The sequence below is a fragment of the Acinetobacter yuyunsongii genome, assembly GCF_041021915.1.
In the GTDB taxonomy this organism is placed as follows: Bacteria; Pseudomonadota; Gammaproteobacteria; order Pseudomonadales; family Moraxellaceae; genus Acinetobacter.
On the sequence record NZ_CP157435.1, the window covers coordinates 1,954,556 to 1,972,760 of the forward strand.

An 18,205-nucleotide genomic window follows, 5' to 3' on the forward strand; every position below is an offset into this window, starting at 1 on the left:
GTCAAAGTGAAACAAATTGAAATGGGGATTTAATCATAGATTAGCGAAGGTTGCAGCAGCTTATCGAGTAAATATTTAAATTTTAGTGCAAAAAACATATAAATTTTTTAATCTACTTTTGATTATTTTGATGTATTTTATTCACTGATCACAGTTTAAATCCCATTCTTCTTTATAGATTAAAAACTCTATTTTTTACAAATTCAATACACCAATTGAAGTGATATAACTATTTAATTAAGAACATAATATTTCAATTTTATAAAAAGAATTTAGACTATCTGAGGATATTATTAAATTGCGACATGCTCTTATGTTGAAACAACATGATCGACCGAGCCTTCAGGTCAAACGGTTTCCAAAACAGCTCAGGCTATATATGAGCCTGATTAGTTGTACCCTATTTTCATTACCATCATTTGCTCAGACCTTCAGTTATAGCCAAGCTGAACAATATGTCGTGCAAAATGCGTATAGTTCTCAAGCGCAACAAGCCTTACAGCAAGCATCGCAATTAGAAATGGAAGCTGTTAAAAATTTAGGCTTACCAAGAATTGATTTAAATGCTCGAGCCTATGCATTTCATAGTGAAACGAGCGTGCCTCTTGAATCAAGTAAACGTCGTTTAGAAAATTCATTAACAAATGGTTTCGATGAAAAATTATCTCAATGGCAAAATGTATTACCTCCAGAAGTCATCGATCAGGTCAGCCAAGGTTTTGATCAAGTTGTTAGCGATGGTTTAAATAAAGTTCCAAATAACTTAGATGTCACTATTGAAGATCATGATGTTCGTACTTCTGTTTCAATGGTTATGCCGCTATATACAGGTGGAAAAATTAATAGCGCTAAACAAATCGCCACTATTCAAGCAAAACGCTCAAATATTAGTGAAAAACAACAGCAGGATACACAACGTTTCGAAATGATTCAGGCTTATTTCAATGTGCAATTACAACAACAATTAGCCAAGTCAGCGTTGTTTAATTTGAATGCGATGCAAGAACATTATAACAATGCGCTAAAACTTGAAAAACAAGGTTTTATTAACAAGGGACAGCGTATGCAATTTGAAGTTGCACGCAATAATGCTGAACGTACTTACCAAAATGCACAGTCTAATTTAAAAGCGAGCGAATTTAGTTTACAGAATCTATTACAAACCAAAGAAAGTGTCAGTCTAAGCACCCCACTTTTTGTGAATTTAACTCAGAATCATTCTTTGGATAAATTGCTTGCAAATTATGATCAGAACTCAAGTTTGATTAAAAAACTACAAATAGATACTGAATTGGCCAATGAAAATGTGAAAGTTCAACAAGCCTCTAAAAAACCAAGTGTTTTTGCTTTTGGAGAATACGGCTTAGATAGCAAAGAAAATTGGATTGTGGGTGTGATGGCAAAATACAATTTATTCTCAGGTATAGACAATAATAAGAATATCCGTGCCGCAGAGCTCAAAAAATATGCAGCAGAGCTTATGACTGAACGGACAAAACAAGAAGTCGAAAATGTTTTATACAAATCTTATAGTGAATTAAATTCTTCGCAAAATAGCCATCAATTACTTACCCAGAATACCAAAGCAGCACAAGAGAATTTACGCATTCAACAACTCTCATTTAAAGAAGGTATGGGCACTGCAACGCAAGTGATTGACGCACAAAATGCTTTAAGTGCTTTAAAAACTGAAATGGCACTCAACTCGTATAAATATATTTTATCTTTGGCCACCTTATTACAAAGCTATGGTTCTATTGATGAATTTAAGCTTTACGTTAATCAAACACGTACTGACTATATCCGCTAATTGGAGAAATTTATGAGCCAGAATCCATCATCATCCAATTCAGAACGTGATACAGATCAACTCAATCAAACAACAGATGCTCAAACAAAAGAAACAGCATCTGAACCAGTTTCTCTAATTGAACATACAGAAAGAGTAGACACTGAAACAGCACCTTTGAATAAAAAAATTCCACCGAATAAATCATCTAAAAATGGGAAATCCAAACTTATTGGGTTAATTATCCTTATTTTATTATTCGGTTTAATTGCATTTGGTCTATGGAAAGCTTATCAACCTCAGACCATTGAATTACAAGGTCGCGTTGAAGCAGAAACAGTACATATCAGCACTAAAGTTCCAAGCCGTATTGAAGAGTTTTACGTCACTGATGGACAACCCGTTAAAAAAGGACAGGCTTTGGTTCGTTTTGTTAGTCCCGAATTAGAAGCAAAGAAAGAGCAAGCACAAGCAGCTTTACAAAGTGCTACAGCATTTCATTCAACCGTATATCGTGGTGCTCAACAAGAGAATATCGAAACCTTATACGCCAACTGGCAAGCAATGAAAACCCAAGCTGATTTGGCAGCAACCACTTATAAACGTGGTGAAAATTTATTTCAACAAGGTGTCATTTCTCGTCAACGCCGTGATGAAATGTTAGCCGCCCAAACTTCGGCACGTGAAACTGCTGAAGCAGCTTATCAACAGTACGCACGCGCTAAACGAGGCAGTACGGAGCAACAAAAATCAACTGCTGATGCACAAGTTGCTATGGCTCAAGCAGCGGTAAAAGAAGCCAATGCTTTAACCGAAGAGACCAAACTATATTCACCGACTGATGGTACTGTTTCTAAAACTTACGGTAAACCAACTGAGTTAGTCGCGACAGGCATCCCTGTAGTAAGCATTATTGAAGACCATGATTTATGGGTAAGTTTGAATGTCCGTGAAGACATGTATAGCTCAATTTATAAAACCAAAACTCTGGAAGGTTTTATTCCTGCACTCAACCGTAAAGCAAATTTTAAAGTGAAAAAAATTGATGCCGAAGGTGATTTTGCAACGATTAAGACAACAAGACAAACTGGCGGTTATGATATTCGTAGCTTCAAATTTCATTTAGTACCAGAACAAACGATTCCAGACCTAAAAGTCGGGATGAGTGTTTTATTTAACATTGCAGAGGCAAAGTAACCGATGTTTGCAGTAATGCTTCGGGAGTTGCGCTATTTAAAACGCCATAAAGCTGATTTTTTTATGGCGATTATTGCCCCTTTGTTGGTGATTCTTCTTTTTGGCAATATGTTTGCATCGGGTAAAGCTGAGCATTTACCTATCGTTGTGATTGATCAAGATCAAAGTGAAATGAGCCGTAAAGTCATTCATGCACTGAGTATCAATCATACTTTAAAAGTAAAAACCATCACCACTAGCCAAGATGAAGCCGAACAGCTTATTAATAAAACTGAAGCATGGGGATTCGTTTTAATCCCCGATGGTGCAGAACAAAGATTAGTACAAGCACAAGATGCACAAATCAGTATTGCCCACAATCAATCTTTTTTTAGTATTGGGAATACCATTTCCTCTGCAATGCTGATGAGTACATTAAACGGTATGGCAGATTATACGGGACAGAGTTACTTATCAAATGTAATCCCCTACTTGGATGTTCCCACACCAAATATTAAGATTTCTACGCTATATAATCCTAATATGAGCTATGAACTGTTTCTGGAACCATTCATGGTGCCTGCGGTGCTACATCTACTGCTTTGCTGTTGTGTGGCTTTTGCCATTGGACAGGAATTTAAAAGGAAAACCCTGAATAAATGGGTTGACTCAAAACACATTATTTCTAGCCTATTAGGTAAAATTCTGACCTATGTCTTTATTTTTTGTGCGTGGACATGGTGCTGGATGTTTTGGCTAGCACATATTCGTGGCTACTTTATTGCAGGCTCGCTCAGCCTAATTTTGCTTGCACAATTTTTACTTTATTTTTCTTATGCTGTCATCAGCAGTACTGTTGTATTAGCCACCAAAGATCTACCTAAAACCTTTGGTTTTATTGCACTCTACGGTGGATCATCACCTAGTTTCTCGGGAATTACCCTACCCTTGAACAATGCACCTGCATTTACCCAGTTCTGGTCAATGATTATTCCCTATACGCCCTATGCAAAACTACAAACTGAGCAATGGGTGATCGGTAGCGATATTTCCGTATCTCTCATTCCTTTTGGTATTTTAGTTATTTTCTCTGCTCTTTATTTAGGTTTAAGTATTCGTTTATTGAAGAAAAATATTCAGGAGCAAAATCAATGAAATCATTTTGCTTCTATTACATCCAAACGTTTAAAAATATTGTTGCAAATAGTTCTGTATTTACCACATTGATTGCAGCTGTAATCATGTATAGTTTTTTCTATCCTACTGCTTATAAAGCTCAGTCGGCAGCAGATATCCCAATTGTGATTGTTGACCAAGAACAAAGTATTTTAACCTCAAAAATTATTAGTCAAGCTGCTAATAGTCCACATATTCGAATCACAACAGTTACCGATAATTTCTTGGAGGCTGAGAAACTCGTAAAAAATCAGAAAGCTGAAGGCATTTTACTTTTACCCGAAAATCTTACCAATAGTTTGAAACGCGGCGAAATGGGTGGAATCGGTCTTTACCTAAGTACAGCCTATTTCATTCGAACCAAAGAAGTGGGAATTGGTCTAGCGACTTCAATTGAAGCGAGTTTACAAGAATATTTAGAAAAATTTGGCAAAGCTTCTTCATTTCATCCTGAGATATCAATTCATCAGATTCCTCTATTTAATACATTATCTGGCTATGGCAGCTATATTTTTCCTGCTGTATCTAGTCTTATTATTCATCAAACCATATTACTCGGGCTCGCAATGTTGATTGCGAGCTATAGAGAAAAAGGTTGGGTTGCCAACCGATCAGAGTTTTTTGCGATTTTTGCCACAATATTAACCATCGGATGTTTAGGTTGTCTCTATTTATTCGGTTTCACCTTTTGGTTATATGAATATCCGCATGGGGGTAATTTCTGGGGAATGCTATTCGCTGTTCCGATTTATGTAAGTTGTATTATTGGTTTAGCAATGCTTGTTGGCTCATTGGTGGATATGCCTGAACGAGTTGGGCATTTGATTGTGGTGACTTCAGTGCCTTTGTTTCTATTAACAGGAACAGCATGGCCACATCAAGCTATGCCTGAATGGATGCAGTGGTTTGCATGGATATTACCCTCTACCAATGGGGTACAAATGTTTGTGCAGCTCAATCAGATGGGTGTACCCACCTCTATTGTTATGCCAAAACTGATTTATCTTGCGACGGTAGCTGCAATTTTACTGGCACTTTCTTATTATCGGTTAGTGATGATGAAATCAATAAAAAAGGAAGCAGATTAGCTTCCTTTTTTATGAATAAGATATTTACGCTTCTGGCGTATCATCTTTTGGTTCTGCTGCAACGTCTTCAGAAGTCACTGCTTCAGCCTCAGTCACTTCAGCCTCAGTCACTTCAGTTTCAGTATTTATCACTGCTTCTGTCGCTTCCAACACTTCGTCATCTTCAACAGCTTCAATTGACACCACACCTACCAGAGTTTCAGCATCACTTAAACGAATCAGGCGAACACCTTGTGCATTACGACCTGTGGTTGCAACCTCAGCCGCACGGGTACGCACTAGTGTGCCTCCATCAGAAATCAGCATCAGTTCCTTGCTTTCATCAATAGATACAGCACCAACCAGCTCACCATTACGTTCGCTGGTCTTGATGGCAATCACACCTTTACCACCACGTTTCTTGGTTGGGAAGTCATCTACAGGTGTACGTTTACCATAACCGTTTGCACAAGCACACAGTACTTCACCCGTTTCAGGTACAACCACAAGTGAAACAATACGACTGACAACATTCGAATCTGATGAATCATCATTGTCATCGCTATCATCATTTTCGACTTCAGCATCTTCAGATTCAATGGTATTGCTTGCAAAACTCACACGCATACCACGCACGCCTTTTGCAGTACGCCCCATCGCGCGAACATCTGTTTCAGCAAAACGAATTGCCTTCCCTTCGTTCGAGAACAACATGATCTGCTGATTACCATCGGTAATTGCAACACCGATTAAAGTATCTTCTTCGTTCAACTCAATCGCACGTAAACCATTAGAACGAACATTGCTAAATTGTGCTAATTCAACACGTTTAACCGTACCTGATGCTGTTGCCATGAATACATAGTGATTTTCAGGGAATTCAGTCAACGGTAAGATTGCAGTCACGGTTTCATTTGCATCCAATGGAAGCAAATTAATAATTGGACGACCTTTTGCACCACGTGAAGCTTGCGGAACCTCAAACACTCTCAAGCGATAAACTTTACCAACATTGGTAAAACATAAAACTGTTGCATGGTTTGATGCCACAATTAAATGTTGAATAATATCATCATCTTTCATTGAAGTTGCAGACTTACCACGACCACCACGACGTTGCGCTTGATAGTCAGAAAGTGGTTGAGTTTTCGCATAACCTGTTTGAGAAACAGTCAATACCACTTGTTCTTCTGGGATCAAATCTTCACGGCAGAAATCAACGCCTGATTCAACAATTTCAGTACGACGCCCATCACCATATTGTTGCAAGATTAAAGCAAGCTCTTCACGGATCACATTCATCAATAAATTAAAATCATTGAGAATTGCTGTTAATTCAGCGATTTGACCTAAGATTTCAGAATATTCTGCATGTAACTTGTCTTGTTCGAGACCCGTTAAACGATGCAAACGCAATTCCAGAATTGCGGCAACCTGTGTTGGAGATAAACGATAAATATCACCTGACAAGCCAAATGGACGTGTAGGGTCTTCGCCTTCAATCTCATCGGGACGAACAGAAATCGCGCCTGCTTTTTCAAGTAGTGCAACCACACCACCGCCTGCCCACTCACCTGCCTGTAAACGCTCACGTGCTTCAGCGGGGTTAGCAGACGTTTTAATGGTTTCAATAATGGCATCAATATTTGCCAAGGCAACCGTTAAACCCTCTAAGATATGTCCACGTTCACGTGCTTTACGCAATTCGAACATGGTACGGCGAGTCACGACTTCTTGGCGATGACGAATAAATGCCGCAATAATATCTTTCAGGTTCATCAACTTAGGCTGACCGTTGTCTAAGCAAACCATGTTGATGCTGAACGAGTTTTGAAGTTGGGTATGCAGGAATAAGTTATTCACTGCAACTTCTGCATTTTCACCACGCTTCAAGTCGATCGCAATACGCATACCGTCTTTATCTGACTCGTCGCGCAGTTCAGAAATACCTTCAAGTTTCTTTTCTTTGACTAACTCGGCAATACGCTCAATGGTTTTTGCTTTGTTAACTTGGTAAGGAATCTCAGTAAACACAATCGTAGTACGACCCGTTTTTTGATCTTCTTCGAAGTGATATTTACCACGAATATGCAAACGGCCTTTACCGGTGCGATAGGCATCAACAATGCCTGATTTACCGTAAATAATACCGCCTGTAGGGAAATCTGGACCCGTAATGTGTTCCATCAAGCCTTCAATCGAAATATTCGGGTTATTGGCGTAGGCTAAACATGCATTCACGACTTCTGTCATGTTATGCGGTGCCATATTGGTCGCCATACCTACCGCAATACCTGTCGTACCATTAATCAAAAGATTTGGAATACGTGTCGGCATGACTTGAGGAATACGCTCAGAACCGTCGTAGTTATCTTCCCAATCAACAGTATCTTTTTCTAAGTCTGCTAAGATTTCATGGGTCAACTTTTGCATACGAACTTCGGTATAACGCATTGCTGCTGCGCTATCCCCATCGACCGAACCGAAGTTACCCTGACCATCAACTAACATGTAACGCAAACTGAAGTCTTGCGCCATACGAACGATTGTTTCATATACTGCGCTGTCACCATGAGGGTGATATTTACCGATCACGTCCCCGACAACACGAGCAGACTTTTTGTATGCTTTGTTATAATCATTGCCCAATTCATGCATTGCAAACAACACACGACGGTGAACAGGTTTAAGACCGTCTCTCACATCTGGCAATGCACGAGATACAATTACGCTCATCGCGTAATCTAGATATGAATGCTTGAGTTCGTCCTCAATGGCAATCGGTCTAATTTCCGATACGCTCATGCATACTCCTTGTTTACAAGTAGATGGCTCTACTTGTTTTTATGTATTCAATCTTGCAAAAAATTAGTTCAGAAAATTGAACTAAAATTAAAAAATATAGCCAAAAATTATAGCATAAATGACAGGTTAACTGGGAGTTTGCTAATCTGAAAATAGCATTTTTTTACAATAAAAAATTTATTAGAATTAATAAGTTAAAAATCTAGTTTTCTATTTTTTAGTGAATAGAATAAAAGATTACTTTTTAATCAAAATAAAGGCATTTTTAATAAAATATTCAATCCAGTTTTTTAAAATCAGCGGTATAAATAGGCACATTCTCTTTGAAAGAAAATTAAGTCTAGCTCCAAGGACTTTGCTGTGAGCTCAAAGATCATGCTGTGCATTTGACCTCGATGATGCGTTTGATGGTTAAATAGGTGTGCCAATATTCAATCAAAGGCTCAGTATAAATTTGACCTCGACGGACATAAGTAATCATTTGATGGAATGAAACTTCATCATGTTCATGGATAAAATTTATCAGACTTTGATCATGTTCAATTCGAGCATTCTCTAATTGGGCGAGTTGATTATAAAGAATTTCATCCAAAGTATACGTTGATGCAACAACACCTTTGATACGCTCAAACCAAAGTATATCTCCTACCAACACATGATTTGCCGTTTGCATAAGGGATTTAAAATAAACTTTACAATCTTGATTTAATTGCTCCTCTGTTAAGCCGATGAGCGTAGAAAATAACTTTTGATTTGCCCACTGATTATAATGAGCCAGCATCAGAAAATAGGTCTTAAAAGTATAATTCATCGGCAATGCTCTCATTTATTTATTCTTATTTTTAACATAAAAAAACGCCCCTTTCGGAGCGTTTCAAACTTAATTCAGAGAATTAAAGTTTAGATACCAATTCTGGTACAACAGTGTTCAAATCGCCCACTAACCAGTAGTCAGCAACGCTGTTGATTGGCGCTTCTTCGTCTTTGTTGATTGCAACAATAACTTTAGAATCTTTCATACCCGCTAAGTGCTGAATCGCACCAGAGATACCGATTGCCAAGTAAAGATCTGGCGCAACGATTTTACCAGTTTGACCAACTTGGAAGTCGTTTGGTACGAAACCAGCATCTACCGCAGCACGTGAAGCACCTTGAGCAGCACCAAGCTTATCAGCTAATGGGTCAAGTACTTTGTGATAGTTTTCACCAGAACCTACACCACGACCACCAGAAACAACGATACGCGCAGCAGTTAATTCTGGACGATCAAGTTTCACGATTTCTTCGCTTACAAACTTAGAAATACCAGCATCTTTCGCTTCAGCAACAGCTTCAACTGCAGCAGAACCGCCTTCAGCAGCTGCAGCATCAAATGCTGTACCACGAACTGTACCAACGATGATTGCTTCGTCAGATTGAACAGTTGCGATTGCGTTACCTGCATAGATAGGACGCTTGAAAGTATTTGCAGATTCAACAGCAATGATGTCTGAAATCATGCTTACGTCAAGAAGTGCAGCAACACGTGGAAGAATATTCTTGCCCGTTGTTGTAGATGCAGCTAATACGTATTTGTAACCGCCTTTTGCGATGTCAGCAACTAAGCCAGCAACGTTTTCAGCCAATTGGTTCGCATAAGCAGCATTGTCAGCAAGTAATACTTTGCTCACACCAGCAACTTTAGCAGCAGCATCAGCAACTGCTTGAGCGCCAGAACCAGCTACTAATACAGTAATATCACCACCGATTTTTTGAGCTGCCGCAACAACGTTTAAAGTTGCACCGTTAAGTGACTGGTTGTTGTGATCAGCGATAACTAAAATACTCATGATTTTATCCTTCTGTATTAGATCACTTTCGCTTCATTTTTCAATTTTTCAACAAGTTCGTCTACAGACTTAACTTGTACGCCAGCTTTACGTTCAGCAGGTGCTTCAACTTTAACTGTTTTAAGTTTAGTACCAGTTGCAACGCCGTAGTCAGCAGGAGACTTAGTATCAAGCGGTTTTTTACGCGCTTTCATGATGTTTGGAAGAGCAGCATAACGTGGCTCATTCAAACGTAAGTCAGTTGTGATGATTGCTGGAAGACCAAGCTCAACAGTTTGTAAACCGCCATCAACTTCACGAGTAACTTGTACTTTACCGCCGTCAACTTTAACTTCAGATGCAAAAGTACCTTGACCAGCACCAAGTAAAGCACCAAGCATTTGACCTACTTGGTTAGAGTCATCATCAATTGCTTGTTTACCAAGAAGAATTAGTTCTGGTTTTTCAGCATCAACAACGCCTTTTAAAATTTTAGCAACTTCTAAAGCGCCAATTTCATCAGTAGTTTCAACTAAGATACCACGGTCAGCACCTAAAGCCATTGCAGAACGAATTTGTTCTTGCGCGTCTTTAGAACCCACTGAAACAACAACGATTTCTGAAATCGTTCCTTTTTCTTTTAAGCGAACCGCTTCTTCCACTGCGATTTCACAGAATGGGTTAATTGACATCTTAACGTTAGTTAGGTCAACCCCAGTATTGTCCGGCTTAACACGAACTTTAACGTTGGCATCAACCACACGTTTTACAGCGACAAGAGCCTTCATGTAATCCTCGGCTGTTCTAAGCAAGTAAATGTAGTGAAGAGCATTCTAACTCTTCGATCGAAACTTTTTAGGTGCCCTATCTTGCAATGTATTTGGCATTTCGGTCAAGTCACAATTTTCGCTATGACTGTAAAAAAGATGAAATGCTCAGTTCACTAATTTTGGCAGGTTATTCAGCATATAAATATTGTTATACTTTCAGCACTTATATTAGAGTTTGATTTAGCTAATATTTTATATAATTCAACCACCTAAAATGGTTATATAAAACACGTACAAAAGATCTGTAACCGATCATTTCTGATAAATCTTAATCCAATTTACATTTTGCAAAAACTTGGCAATAAAGTAAGAATGTTTGTTCAATAAATTGCAACTACAAATAAAAAAACAGTCGGTTATTAAACATTCAACTTTGCAACATCATATATCGTTTATGATCTAATTTTACTCAAAAAAGAGTACCGCAATTACCATTTAAACATTGGTAATGGACTCCATGGCTTATGCAAAAAACGTTTAAACCCAAGAAACATCAAATTCTTATGAAAACCACAATTCGGATATTGTTGCGTTAAATACTTAAAAGTTTGAAAGGGAATATTTGAACGTAATAATCCTAATGAAAAATCGGCATAATCAGCCTTTCTAAAATGCTCAACTAAGGGATATTGATCGCATTCGGTAGTTGTTAGCTTGTGATGCTCCGTAATCATTAAAGTTAGTTCATTTTGCCAATCAGATAGTTGATTGATTTCAAGATATTGCCTCATCTGCTGCACAGAAGGTTGAATGTAATCAATCGTTTTTGCTGTCCAAATACCAATATCATGAAAGACAACAGCAATCGCAATTTTATCACGGGTTTGTTGGCAATCATCTTGGGCTAGGATTAAACAACAAACAGCCACACGCTTACAATGATTCAAATAACCTTGATAGTCTGCACCTATTATTGTTTGATATTGAAATAAAATCTTCTCAATATAATTCGCACACTGAATAAATACTTCATTATCCAACGATAAAGCTGTTTCTTGTTGTTCACTCATTTTTTTGTGCTCGCGGATGGGCTTGATCATAGACTTTTGCTAATTGATCAAAATCAACATGGGTATAAATTTGGGTCGTTGATAAATTACTGTGTCCTAACATCTCCTGAACTGAGCGTAAATCACCGCTTGCTGAAAGCATATGGCTGGCAAAACAATGGCGTAATAAATGCGGATGTACATCGACATTAACACCTGCTCTTTGTGCTTGCAATTTAACGCGATTTTCAATTTGACGAGGTTGTAATGTATTTCCTCGTTGTGAGATGAAAACTGCTGATTCGGCAGTAAAATTTCCTTGCCAAATTCGGTAAACTTTAAGCCATTCAATCAAGCCTTGTTTTGCCTTGCTTCCAAACGGCACAACTCTCGTTTTATTGCCTTTACCCGTTATACGCAACAATTGTCGATTAAAATCAATATCCTTAATCTTTAACCCTTGTAATTCGGCTAAGCGCAATCCACTGGAATAAAGAAGTTCAAGCATTGCTTTATCACGTAGCCATAATTGTTGTTCGATCGGCTTCTCGGGCGCTGCCTGATCTAGAATCTGATTCACTGTTTCAATATCAATCATCCCTGGCAAAGGACGCGGCTGGCGCTTTAATCGAAAGTCTTCAGATGGATTTTGTTGTAGATACTGACCTTGCTCAGCCCACTTCATAAACTGACGAATTGATGTTAAATGGCGTTGCAGACTACTCGAACTCAATTGATCTTGCTCAACTCGTGCAGCCAAGTATTCTCTTAAATCAGATGCTTCGACATCTTTCAATCGTAGCTTTTTGTATTCACAAAAATTTAAAAAATCGGTTAAATCACGTTGATATGCTGCAATCGTATGTTCCGATTGATTTTGAATAATGCGTTCTTTTAACCACATGGAAAGAAGTTTTATAGGAGTTTCCAAATTTCTCTCCATCTTGGAATATCGACCAACTTGTATTTTAACAAATTTTCTTCTGATTTATCTTTAAACAAATCTCGAGGTATATATAGCTGTGTAATACAATATATTTCAAGTTTTTTGTAGCGCCATCACCATGTCAATGTTGCTTATCCCCTATCTTATTGCAATCTCAATTCTTACGATTACTCCTGGTCTGGATACAACACTCATCATCCGTACTGCAACACTTGAAGGTAAAATGAAAGCATTTCAAGCAGCTTTAGGAATTAATCTAGGTTGTATTGTGTGGGGAGTGATCGTGGCCTGTGGCTTAGGTGCATTGTTGATGACTTCGGATCTTGCTTTTAATGCTTCGAAATGGATAGGGGCAATTTACCTGACATGGTTAGGACTCAATCTCCTTTTAAAACCTCGTAGCCAACTTGCGAGTTTAAATAATTCAGCAGTGACAACGCCAAATTGGTTTATGAAAGGTTTTTGGGGAAATTTACTCAATCCCAAAGTCGGTATTTTCTATATTTCCTTTTTGCCACAGTTTATTCCACAGTCTGCATCTCCAGTAATTTGGACCATGAGTCTTGTGATGATACATATCGTAATCGGATTGATCTGGTCAATTTTTCTAATTGCTGCGATGCAGTCCATTTCCGCTTATTTAAAGCAACCTAAATTTATTCGATATATGGATCGCGTCACAGGAAGTATTTTTATCTTGTTTGCACTGAAACTAGCATTGAGTAAGCGATAAGTCATAAAAAAAGCGTGCTGGTATCACAGCACGCCTTTTATACGTTTTAATCATGGTCTAAATCATTTTTAAATAGGCATTTATTCGTATTGCCACTTCATCTGCATCCTGCTTTGCCAACCCATGATCACCACCCTCGACAATATAAAGTTTTGATTTTTTAAGTATCTGATTTAAATATTGCCCAACTTCGATTGGGCTAACTGAATCTTGATCGCCCCAAATGAGTAATGTTTCTACCTCTATCGTAGATAGAAATTCCTCATAATTGACCTTTGTCGTCACAAACCAATCAGGGGATTCCAAATATTCCTGTCGATAAAGCTGACGCCAATCTTGCACCTGAAATCGATCTAAATTGATTCCACCTGAAGTTGCAATCAATACGAGACCTTTAACCAAATCAGTTTTCTGTAAGGCCGCAGCAATTGCAAAAATCCCACCCATGGATTGAGCGATGAGAATAGAAGGTTGCTGAATCTGTGCAACGACATAATTGCTCAGATCATCAAAATTGTTAATCTCTGGATCAGTTGCCACACCATGAAAGCCTGGATAATGAATTATTTGTTTGGTGTAGACTTCTGGAAGTTTGGCAACTAAAGGATTCCAAAATTGAGTATTTCCAGATGCACCTGCAAGAAAAACTAAATGATTCATTGTTATCCTTTGAAATTATAATTTTCTCTTCATGTAGACACTCCCTTTAGGAATGTCTACTGATTCCAAGATTAACCTTGGAAATATCTTAAATCCAGACGCGCATCATAAACATGCGTGGTTGGACCTGTCATCCAGACCACATCACCTTCACGCCAAGCGATATGCAACTTACCACCTGCAAGCTGAACTTCAACTTCATTGGCAAGTAAACCACGGCGCATGCCACTAACCGCTGCTGCACAAGCCCCTGTACCACAGGCTAAAGTCTCGCCGACACCACGTTCAAACACACGTAAACGAATATGCTTTTCATCAATGATCTGCATAAATCCAGCATTCACCCGTGAAGGGAACCGTGTATGTGATTCTACTTGTGGGCCAATACGCTCAACATCAGCAGTTAATACATCAGGCACGATAGTCACAGCATGAGGATTCCCCATGTTCACAACATCAATATTGATACTTTGATTGTTTGCAAGTTCTAGTGCGTATAAGCCTTCAATATCTTCATGTTCTTGGGTAAGAAATGGAATTTCTTCTGGAAGAAATTTTGGTGGTCCCATATTTACACGAACCCACCCATTGGCACCCAATTCAGGCTCAACAATACCCGCTTTAGTTTGTACACGAATTTTAGTTTTGGTCGTCAGTTGACGCTCATGTACAAAGCGAGCGAAACAACGTACACCATTACCACATTGTTCTACTTCCGAACCATCAGCATTAAAAATTCGATATTTAAAATCAACATCAGGAAAATCAGGTGGTTCAACAATCAAAAGTTGATCGAAACCCACACCAAAATGACGATCGGCTAAACGTTGAATGGTTAAAGTATCTAAATAAGCTCGCTGCGTGATCAGGTCAACGACCATAAAATCATTGCCCAAACCATGCATTTTGGTAAATTCTAAATACATCTCAATTTACTCCTCAGGCAATAAACGTTCTTTTTCCCAAAGTGATTCTATGGTTTCACGTTCACGAATTAAATAGGCTTGATCACCACTGACCATAACTTCGGCAGCACGACCACGGGTATTGTAATTCGAGCTCATTACAAAACCGTAGGCACCTGCGCCCAATACCGCCAATACATCATTTTCCTGTAAAGCTAGATCACGCTCTTTACCCAGAAAATCACCTGTTTCACAGATTGCACCAACTAAATCCCAAGTTTTAACTTCAACATCAGGATTTGGATTGACTGACTGAATATCCATCCACGCTTCATATAAAGCTGGGCGAATTAAGTCATTCATCGCTGCATCAATAATGGCAAAGTTACGATGATTCGTCGGTTTGAGTAAATCCACCTTGGTGAGTAATACACCTGCATTGGCAGAAATACTACGTCCTGGTTCCATATACACTTTGAGACCGAGCTTTTCTAAAGCTGGACGCATTGAATTAGCATACTCTTCAACACTTGGCGGAGTTTCATCTTTATAACAAACACCCAAACCGCCACCGATATCAATATGTTTGAGGTTGATACCCAGACCTTTCAACTGCTCGATCATCACAATGACACGATCAAGCGCATCAACAAAAGGCTTGGTTTCTGTCAATTGCGAACCGATGTGGCAGTCAATACCGACAATTTCAAGATTTGGTAATGACGCCGCATATTGATAAGTCTCATTGACCGTATCACTTGGAATACCAAACTTGTTTTCTTTCAGACCTGTTGAGATATAGGGATGAGTTTTCGCATCCACATCTGGGTTTACACGTAATGAAATCGGGGCTTTTTTGCCTAATTTTGCGGCTACTTTTTGGATCCGATCAAGTTCAGCATGAGATTCAACATTGAAACATGCAATACCTACGGTCAAAGCTTTTTCAATATCCGCTTCAGACTTACCTAAGCCAGAAAATACAATTTTTGAAGGTTCACCACCTGCTGCGAGAACACGTGCTAGTTCCCCACCCGTCACAATATCAAAACCTGCACCAAGTTTTGCTAATACATTCAGAACAGCGATATTTGAGTTTGACTTCACTGCAAAACAGATTTGATGATCAATAAAATCAAAAGCACGATGCATATCTAAATAATGCTTCTCAAATGTAGATTTTGAGTAAACATATAAAGGCGTGCCAAATTGCTGTGCGAGCTGATCTAATGAACATTGCTCAGCATGCAATACTCCATTAATGCGAGTGAAACTCATGAAGATGTCCTTATTTACAAACTTAAGGTGAGGTTGTATGTGATACTGTTGAAGATGTTGCTGCTTGGTTTCCAGCTTTCACATCATCAGATGACGTTTTAGCCTGAGACGTTTCATTTTTATAAAGCAGGTATTTTGCACGTTTGTCATGATTGATATCAGAAGGTAATTGCAATGCCCCTGACTGACCACATGCAGTAAGTACCACACTACTGAATAATAAACCGATCGAACAAATGACTTGACGCATCTGAGCACCTAACTTTTACAATTCGGAGCAGTATAACGTGATCATCAGATTGGCTAAAGTCTAAACTTGAAGGAATAAAACAATATCCATAAAAAAACGCCGACTTAGATGCCGACGTTCATGTCAATTACTTCTTTAACTGCTTACTTCTTTTTATTTAAGAAATAACCAATTGCCAAAATAACAAACCAGATTGGGCTAACTTTAAGTGACTCTAAAGTGGTTTCGTCCAAAGCAAGGAAATAAATCGTTGCAAGGAAGAATAAAATAACCACCCAACAAGTAAACACGCCACCAGGAAGTTTAAAGGTTGATTGTGCATGTAACTCAGGACGGTTTTTGCGGTAGTTAATGTAACTCCACATAATCACAATCCAGACACAGATAAACAAGATAGTCGATAAAGTGGTCGCTAAGGTAAACGCGGTAACCTCATCATTGGTTCCTGTCTTCACTTTATAAACGAATTGAACGAAAGCACCGATAAAAATACAGATCGAAGAAAAGATTAATGCTTTTGCAGGAACTGCCGATTTAGAAAGTTTTCCAAATAATTTTGGTGCTTGCTTATCCGTTGATAAACCAAACAACATACGACTGGTCGAAAATACACCACTATTCATTGATGACATCACTGAAGATAACACCACCAAATTCATAATAATCGCCGCAGAAGCAATACCTGCTTGTGAGAAGATGTTTACGAATGGGCTGACTTTAGGGTTAATTTGATCCCAAGGTGTTACACACATCACCACAAACAATGCCAATACATAGAAAATAATGATACGAATTGGGATTGAGTTAATCGCTTTCGGTAAGTTACGTTTTGGATCTTGTGTTTCAGCGGCAGTTGTACCGACCAGCTCCACACCGACAAAGGCGAAAATTGCAATTTGGAAGCCTGCGAGGAAGCCATCTAACCCTTTAGGGAACATACCACCATGTGTCCACAAGTTGCTAATACTCGCCGTTGTACCCGCAGCATTAGTGAACCCCGTAAAGATCATCCATAAACCAACCGCAATTAAGACAATAATTGCGGTGATTTTAACCATTGCAAACCAGAATTCCATTTCACCGAATAATTTTACGGTGACAAGGTTCAATCCAAGTACAAATAGAATCGCAACAGTACTAATCAACAATCCACCCAATGGAGTAAATGACTCGCCCCCATTGAAAAACTCAAGATAGTAAATAATGGCTGATAGGTCGGCAATACCAATCGTGACCCAACATAGCCAATACGTCCATCCAACAAAATAACCCGCCCAAGGACCGATTAAATCAGTGGATAAATCAATAAAAGATTTATACTTTAAATTCGATAAGAGTAATTCACCTAAGGCACGCATGACGAAAAACACCATGATACCGATCAAGCCATAAATGAATAAAATAGATGGTCCAGCTAAACTAATGGTTTTGCCTGACCCCATAAACAATCCCGTTCCGATTGCTCCACCAATTGCAATCAGTTGAAGATGTCGATTAGATAGACTACGGTGAAGCTCACTTTGCTCGTTGGCCTCACCTAAATTTTGATTCGACATTTTTACAAAAACTCTCAAGTATTTTTCGTTCGTTAGCTAATGCTCAAATCAAAATGACAATTCGCACCATTTAATGGCATCTTCTTGCATTGTAAATTGCTTTGATGATGTTTTAGCTAGCCAATTTTCTGTCTGTACAACTCAACATTTCAAGTTAAATACAAATGGACCTGATCATACGCACAAGGATGTACCAACTCAATGCACTTTTTTGACTCTATATTTTTCAATAGCTTA

At 38.6% G+C, this 18,205-nt stretch carries 15 protein-coding genes and 1 pseudogene; 5 read left to right on the forward strand and 11 right to left on the reverse strand.

The genetic code is table 11. The features are described from left to right. Positions 1-313 precede the first annotated feature (313 nt). From ABLB98_RS09435 to ABLB98_RS09450, 4 genes are read left to right on the forward strand one after another with little or no spacing between them, the layout of a single operon-like run. Positions 314-1,810: a TolC family protein gene (locus tag ABLB98_RS09435; protein WP_348882121.1), complete on the forward strand. Its 1,497-nt coding sequence runs from the start codon at positions 314-316 to the stop codon at positions 1,808-1,810. A 12-nt stretch (positions 1,811-1,822) separates the two neighbouring features. Continuing rightward, positions 1,823-2,986 carry an efflux RND transporter periplasmic adaptor subunit gene (locus tag ABLB98_RS09440; protein ID WP_348882122.1) on the forward strand — a complete coding sequence of 388 codons (1,164 nt, stop codon included), beginning with the start codon at positions 1,823-1,825 and terminating at the stop codon, positions 2,984-2,986. A gap of 3 nt (positions 2,987-2,989) precedes the next feature. After that, entirely contained in the window at positions 2,990-4,120 is a 1,131-nt protein-coding gene (locus ABLB98_RS09445) for an ABC transporter permease (protein ID WP_348882124.1), read from the forward strand. Beyond that, positions 4,117-5,229 carry an ABC transporter permease gene (locus ABLB98_RS09450; RefSeq protein ID WP_348882125.1) on the forward strand — a complete coding sequence of 371 codons (1,113 nt, stop codon included), beginning with the start codon at positions 4,117-4,119 and terminating at the stop codon, positions 5,227-5,229. Before ABLB98_RS09445 ends, ABLB98_RS09450 begins: the two co-directional genes overlap by 4 nt. 24 nt (positions 5,230-5,253) lie before the next feature. On the opposite strand, the gene gyrA is transcribed toward ABLB98_RS09450, so the two are convergent. From gyrA to xerA, 6 genes and pseudogenes are all read right to left on the reverse strand, one after another. Beyond that, on the reverse strand, positions 5,254-8,013 hold the full coding sequence (gene gyrA, locus ABLB98_RS09455; protein WP_348882126.1) for a DNA gyrase subunit A: 2,760 nt from the start codon (positions 8,011-8,013) through the stop codon (positions 5,254-5,256). A gap of 296 nt (positions 8,014-8,309) precedes the next feature. Next, a pseudogene (locus ABLB98_RS09460) lies at positions 8,310-8,824 on the reverse strand (DinB family protein). Between the two features lie 82 nt (positions 8,825-8,906). Further along, positions 8,907-9,842: an FAD-binding protein gene (locus ABLB98_RS09465; protein WP_348882127.1), complete on the reverse strand. Its 936-nt coding sequence runs from the start codon at positions 9,840-9,842 to the stop codon at positions 8,907-8,909. A 17-nt stretch (positions 9,843-9,859) separates the two neighbouring features. Then, complete coding sequence (locus ABLB98_RS09470; RefSeq protein WP_005161342.1) at positions 9,860-10,609, reverse strand: electron transfer flavoprotein subunit beta/FixA family protein; 750 nt, start codon at positions 10,607-10,609, stop codon at positions 9,860-9,862. A gap of 470 nt (positions 10,610-11,079) precedes the next feature. Beyond that, entirely contained in the window at positions 11,080-11,661 is a 582-nt protein-coding gene (locus ABLB98_RS09475; RefSeq protein ID WP_348882129.1) for a phosphohydrolase, read from the reverse strand. Further along, positions 11,654-12,544, reverse strand: a complete 891-nt coding sequence (xerA, locus tag ABLB98_RS09480) for a site-specific tyrosine recombinase/integron integrase (RefSeq protein ID WP_348882297.1) — start codon at positions 12,542-12,544, stop codon at positions 11,654-11,656. Before xerA ends, ABLB98_RS09475 begins: the two co-directional genes overlap by 8 nt. Before the next feature lie 160 nt (positions 12,545-12,704). Between xerA and ABLB98_RS09485 the strand changes: the two genes are divergently transcribed. Beyond that, the gene (locus ABLB98_RS09485) at positions 12,705-13,319 is read left to right on the forward strand and encodes a LysE family translocator (RefSeq protein ID WP_348882130.1); all 615 of its coding nucleotides are present in this window, start codon (positions 12,705-12,707) and stop codon (positions 13,317-13,319) included. A 57-nt stretch (positions 13,320-13,376) separates the two neighbouring features. Here ABLB98_RS09485 and ABLB98_RS09490 read toward each other — a convergent pair whose 3' ends face one another. The 5 genes from ABLB98_RS09490 to ABLB98_RS09510 all read right to left on the reverse strand — a co-directional run bounded on the left by ABLB98_RS09490 (position 13,377) and on the right by ABLB98_RS09510 (position 17,968). Beyond that, entirely contained in the window at positions 13,377-13,979 is a 603-nt protein-coding gene (locus tag ABLB98_RS09490; RefSeq protein WP_348882131.1) for an alpha/beta hydrolase, read from the reverse strand. Positions 13,980-14,050: 71 nt separating this feature from the next. After that, entirely contained in the window at positions 14,051-14,905 is an 855-nt protein-coding gene (dapF, locus tag ABLB98_RS09495; protein WP_348882133.1) for a diaminopimelate epimerase, read from the reverse strand. Positions 14,906-14,911: 6 nt separating this feature from the next. Next, positions 14,912-16,162, reverse strand: coding sequence for a diaminopimelate decarboxylase (lysA, locus tag ABLB98_RS09500; RefSeq protein ID WP_348882134.1), 1,251 nt, complete (start codon positions 16,160-16,162; stop codon positions 14,912-14,914). Positions 16,163-16,184: 22 nt separating this feature from the next. Continuing rightward, the gene (locus ABLB98_RS09505; RefSeq protein WP_348882135.1) at positions 16,185-16,412 is read right to left on the reverse strand and encodes a lipoprotein; all 228 of its coding nucleotides are present in this window, start codon (positions 16,410-16,412) and stop codon (positions 16,185-16,187) included. A gap of 143 nt (positions 16,413-16,555) precedes the next feature. Further along, positions 16,556-17,968 (reverse strand): amino acid permease, encoded by a 1,413-nt coding sequence (locus ABLB98_RS09510; protein WP_348882136.1) that lies wholly within the window; start codon positions 17,966-17,968, stop codon positions 16,556-16,558. Between the last annotated feature and the right edge of the window lie 237 nt (positions 17,969-18,205).

Coding starts and splice junctions, on each gene's coding strand:
- ABLB98_RS09435 (WP_348882121.1), top strand. CDS start 314: ATGTTGAAACAACATGATCGACCGAGCCTTCAGGTCAAACGGTTTCCA.
- ABLB98_RS09440 (WP_348882122.1), top strand. CDS start 1,823: ATGAGCCAGAATCCATCATCATCCAATTCAGAACGTGATACAGATCAA.
- ABLB98_RS09445 (WP_348882124.1), top strand. CDS start 2,990: ATGTTTGCAGTAATGCTTCGGGAGTTGCGCTATTTAAAACGCCATAAA.
- ABLB98_RS09450 (WP_348882125.1), top strand. CDS start 4,117: ATGAAATCATTTTGCTTCTATTACATCCAAACGTTTAAAAATATTGTT.
- gyrA (WP_348882126.1), bottom strand. CDS start 8,013: ATGAGCGTATCGGAAATTAGACCGATTGCCATTGAGGACGAACTCAAG.
- ABLB98_RS09465 (WP_348882127.1), bottom strand. CDS start 9,842: ATGAGTATTTTAGTTATCGCTGATCACAACAACCAGTCACTTAACGGT.
- ABLB98_RS09470 (WP_005161342.1), bottom strand. CDS start 10,609: ATGAAGGCTCTTGTCGCTGTAAAACGTGTGGTTGATGCCAACGTTAAA.
- ABLB98_RS09475 (WP_348882129.1), bottom strand. CDS start 11,661: ATGAGTGAACAACAAGAAACAGCTTTATCGTTGGATAATGAAGTATTT.
- xerA (WP_348882297.1), bottom strand. CDS start 12,544: ATGTGGTTAAAAGAACGCATTATTCAAAATCAATCGGAACATACGATT.
- ABLB98_RS09485 (WP_348882130.1), top strand. CDS start 12,705: ATGTCAATGTTGCTTATCCCCTATCTTATTGCAATCTCAATTCTTACG.
- ABLB98_RS09490 (WP_348882131.1), bottom strand. CDS start 13,979: ATGAATCATTTAGTTTTTCTTGCAGGTGCATCTGGAAATACTCAATTT.
- dapF (WP_348882133.1), bottom strand. CDS start 14,905: ATGTATTTAGAATTTACCAAAATGCATGGTTTGGGCAATGATTTTATG.
- lysA (WP_348882134.1), bottom strand. CDS start 16,162: ATGAGTTTCACTCGCATTAATGGAGTATTGCATGCTGAGCAATGTTCA.
- ABLB98_RS09505 (WP_348882135.1), bottom strand. CDS start 16,412: ATGCGTCAAGTCATTTGTTCGATCGGTTTATTATTCAGTAGTGTGGTA.
- ABLB98_RS09510 (WP_348882136.1), bottom strand. CDS start 17,968: ATGTCGAATCAAAATTTAGGTGAGGCCAACGAGCAAAGTGAGCTTCAC.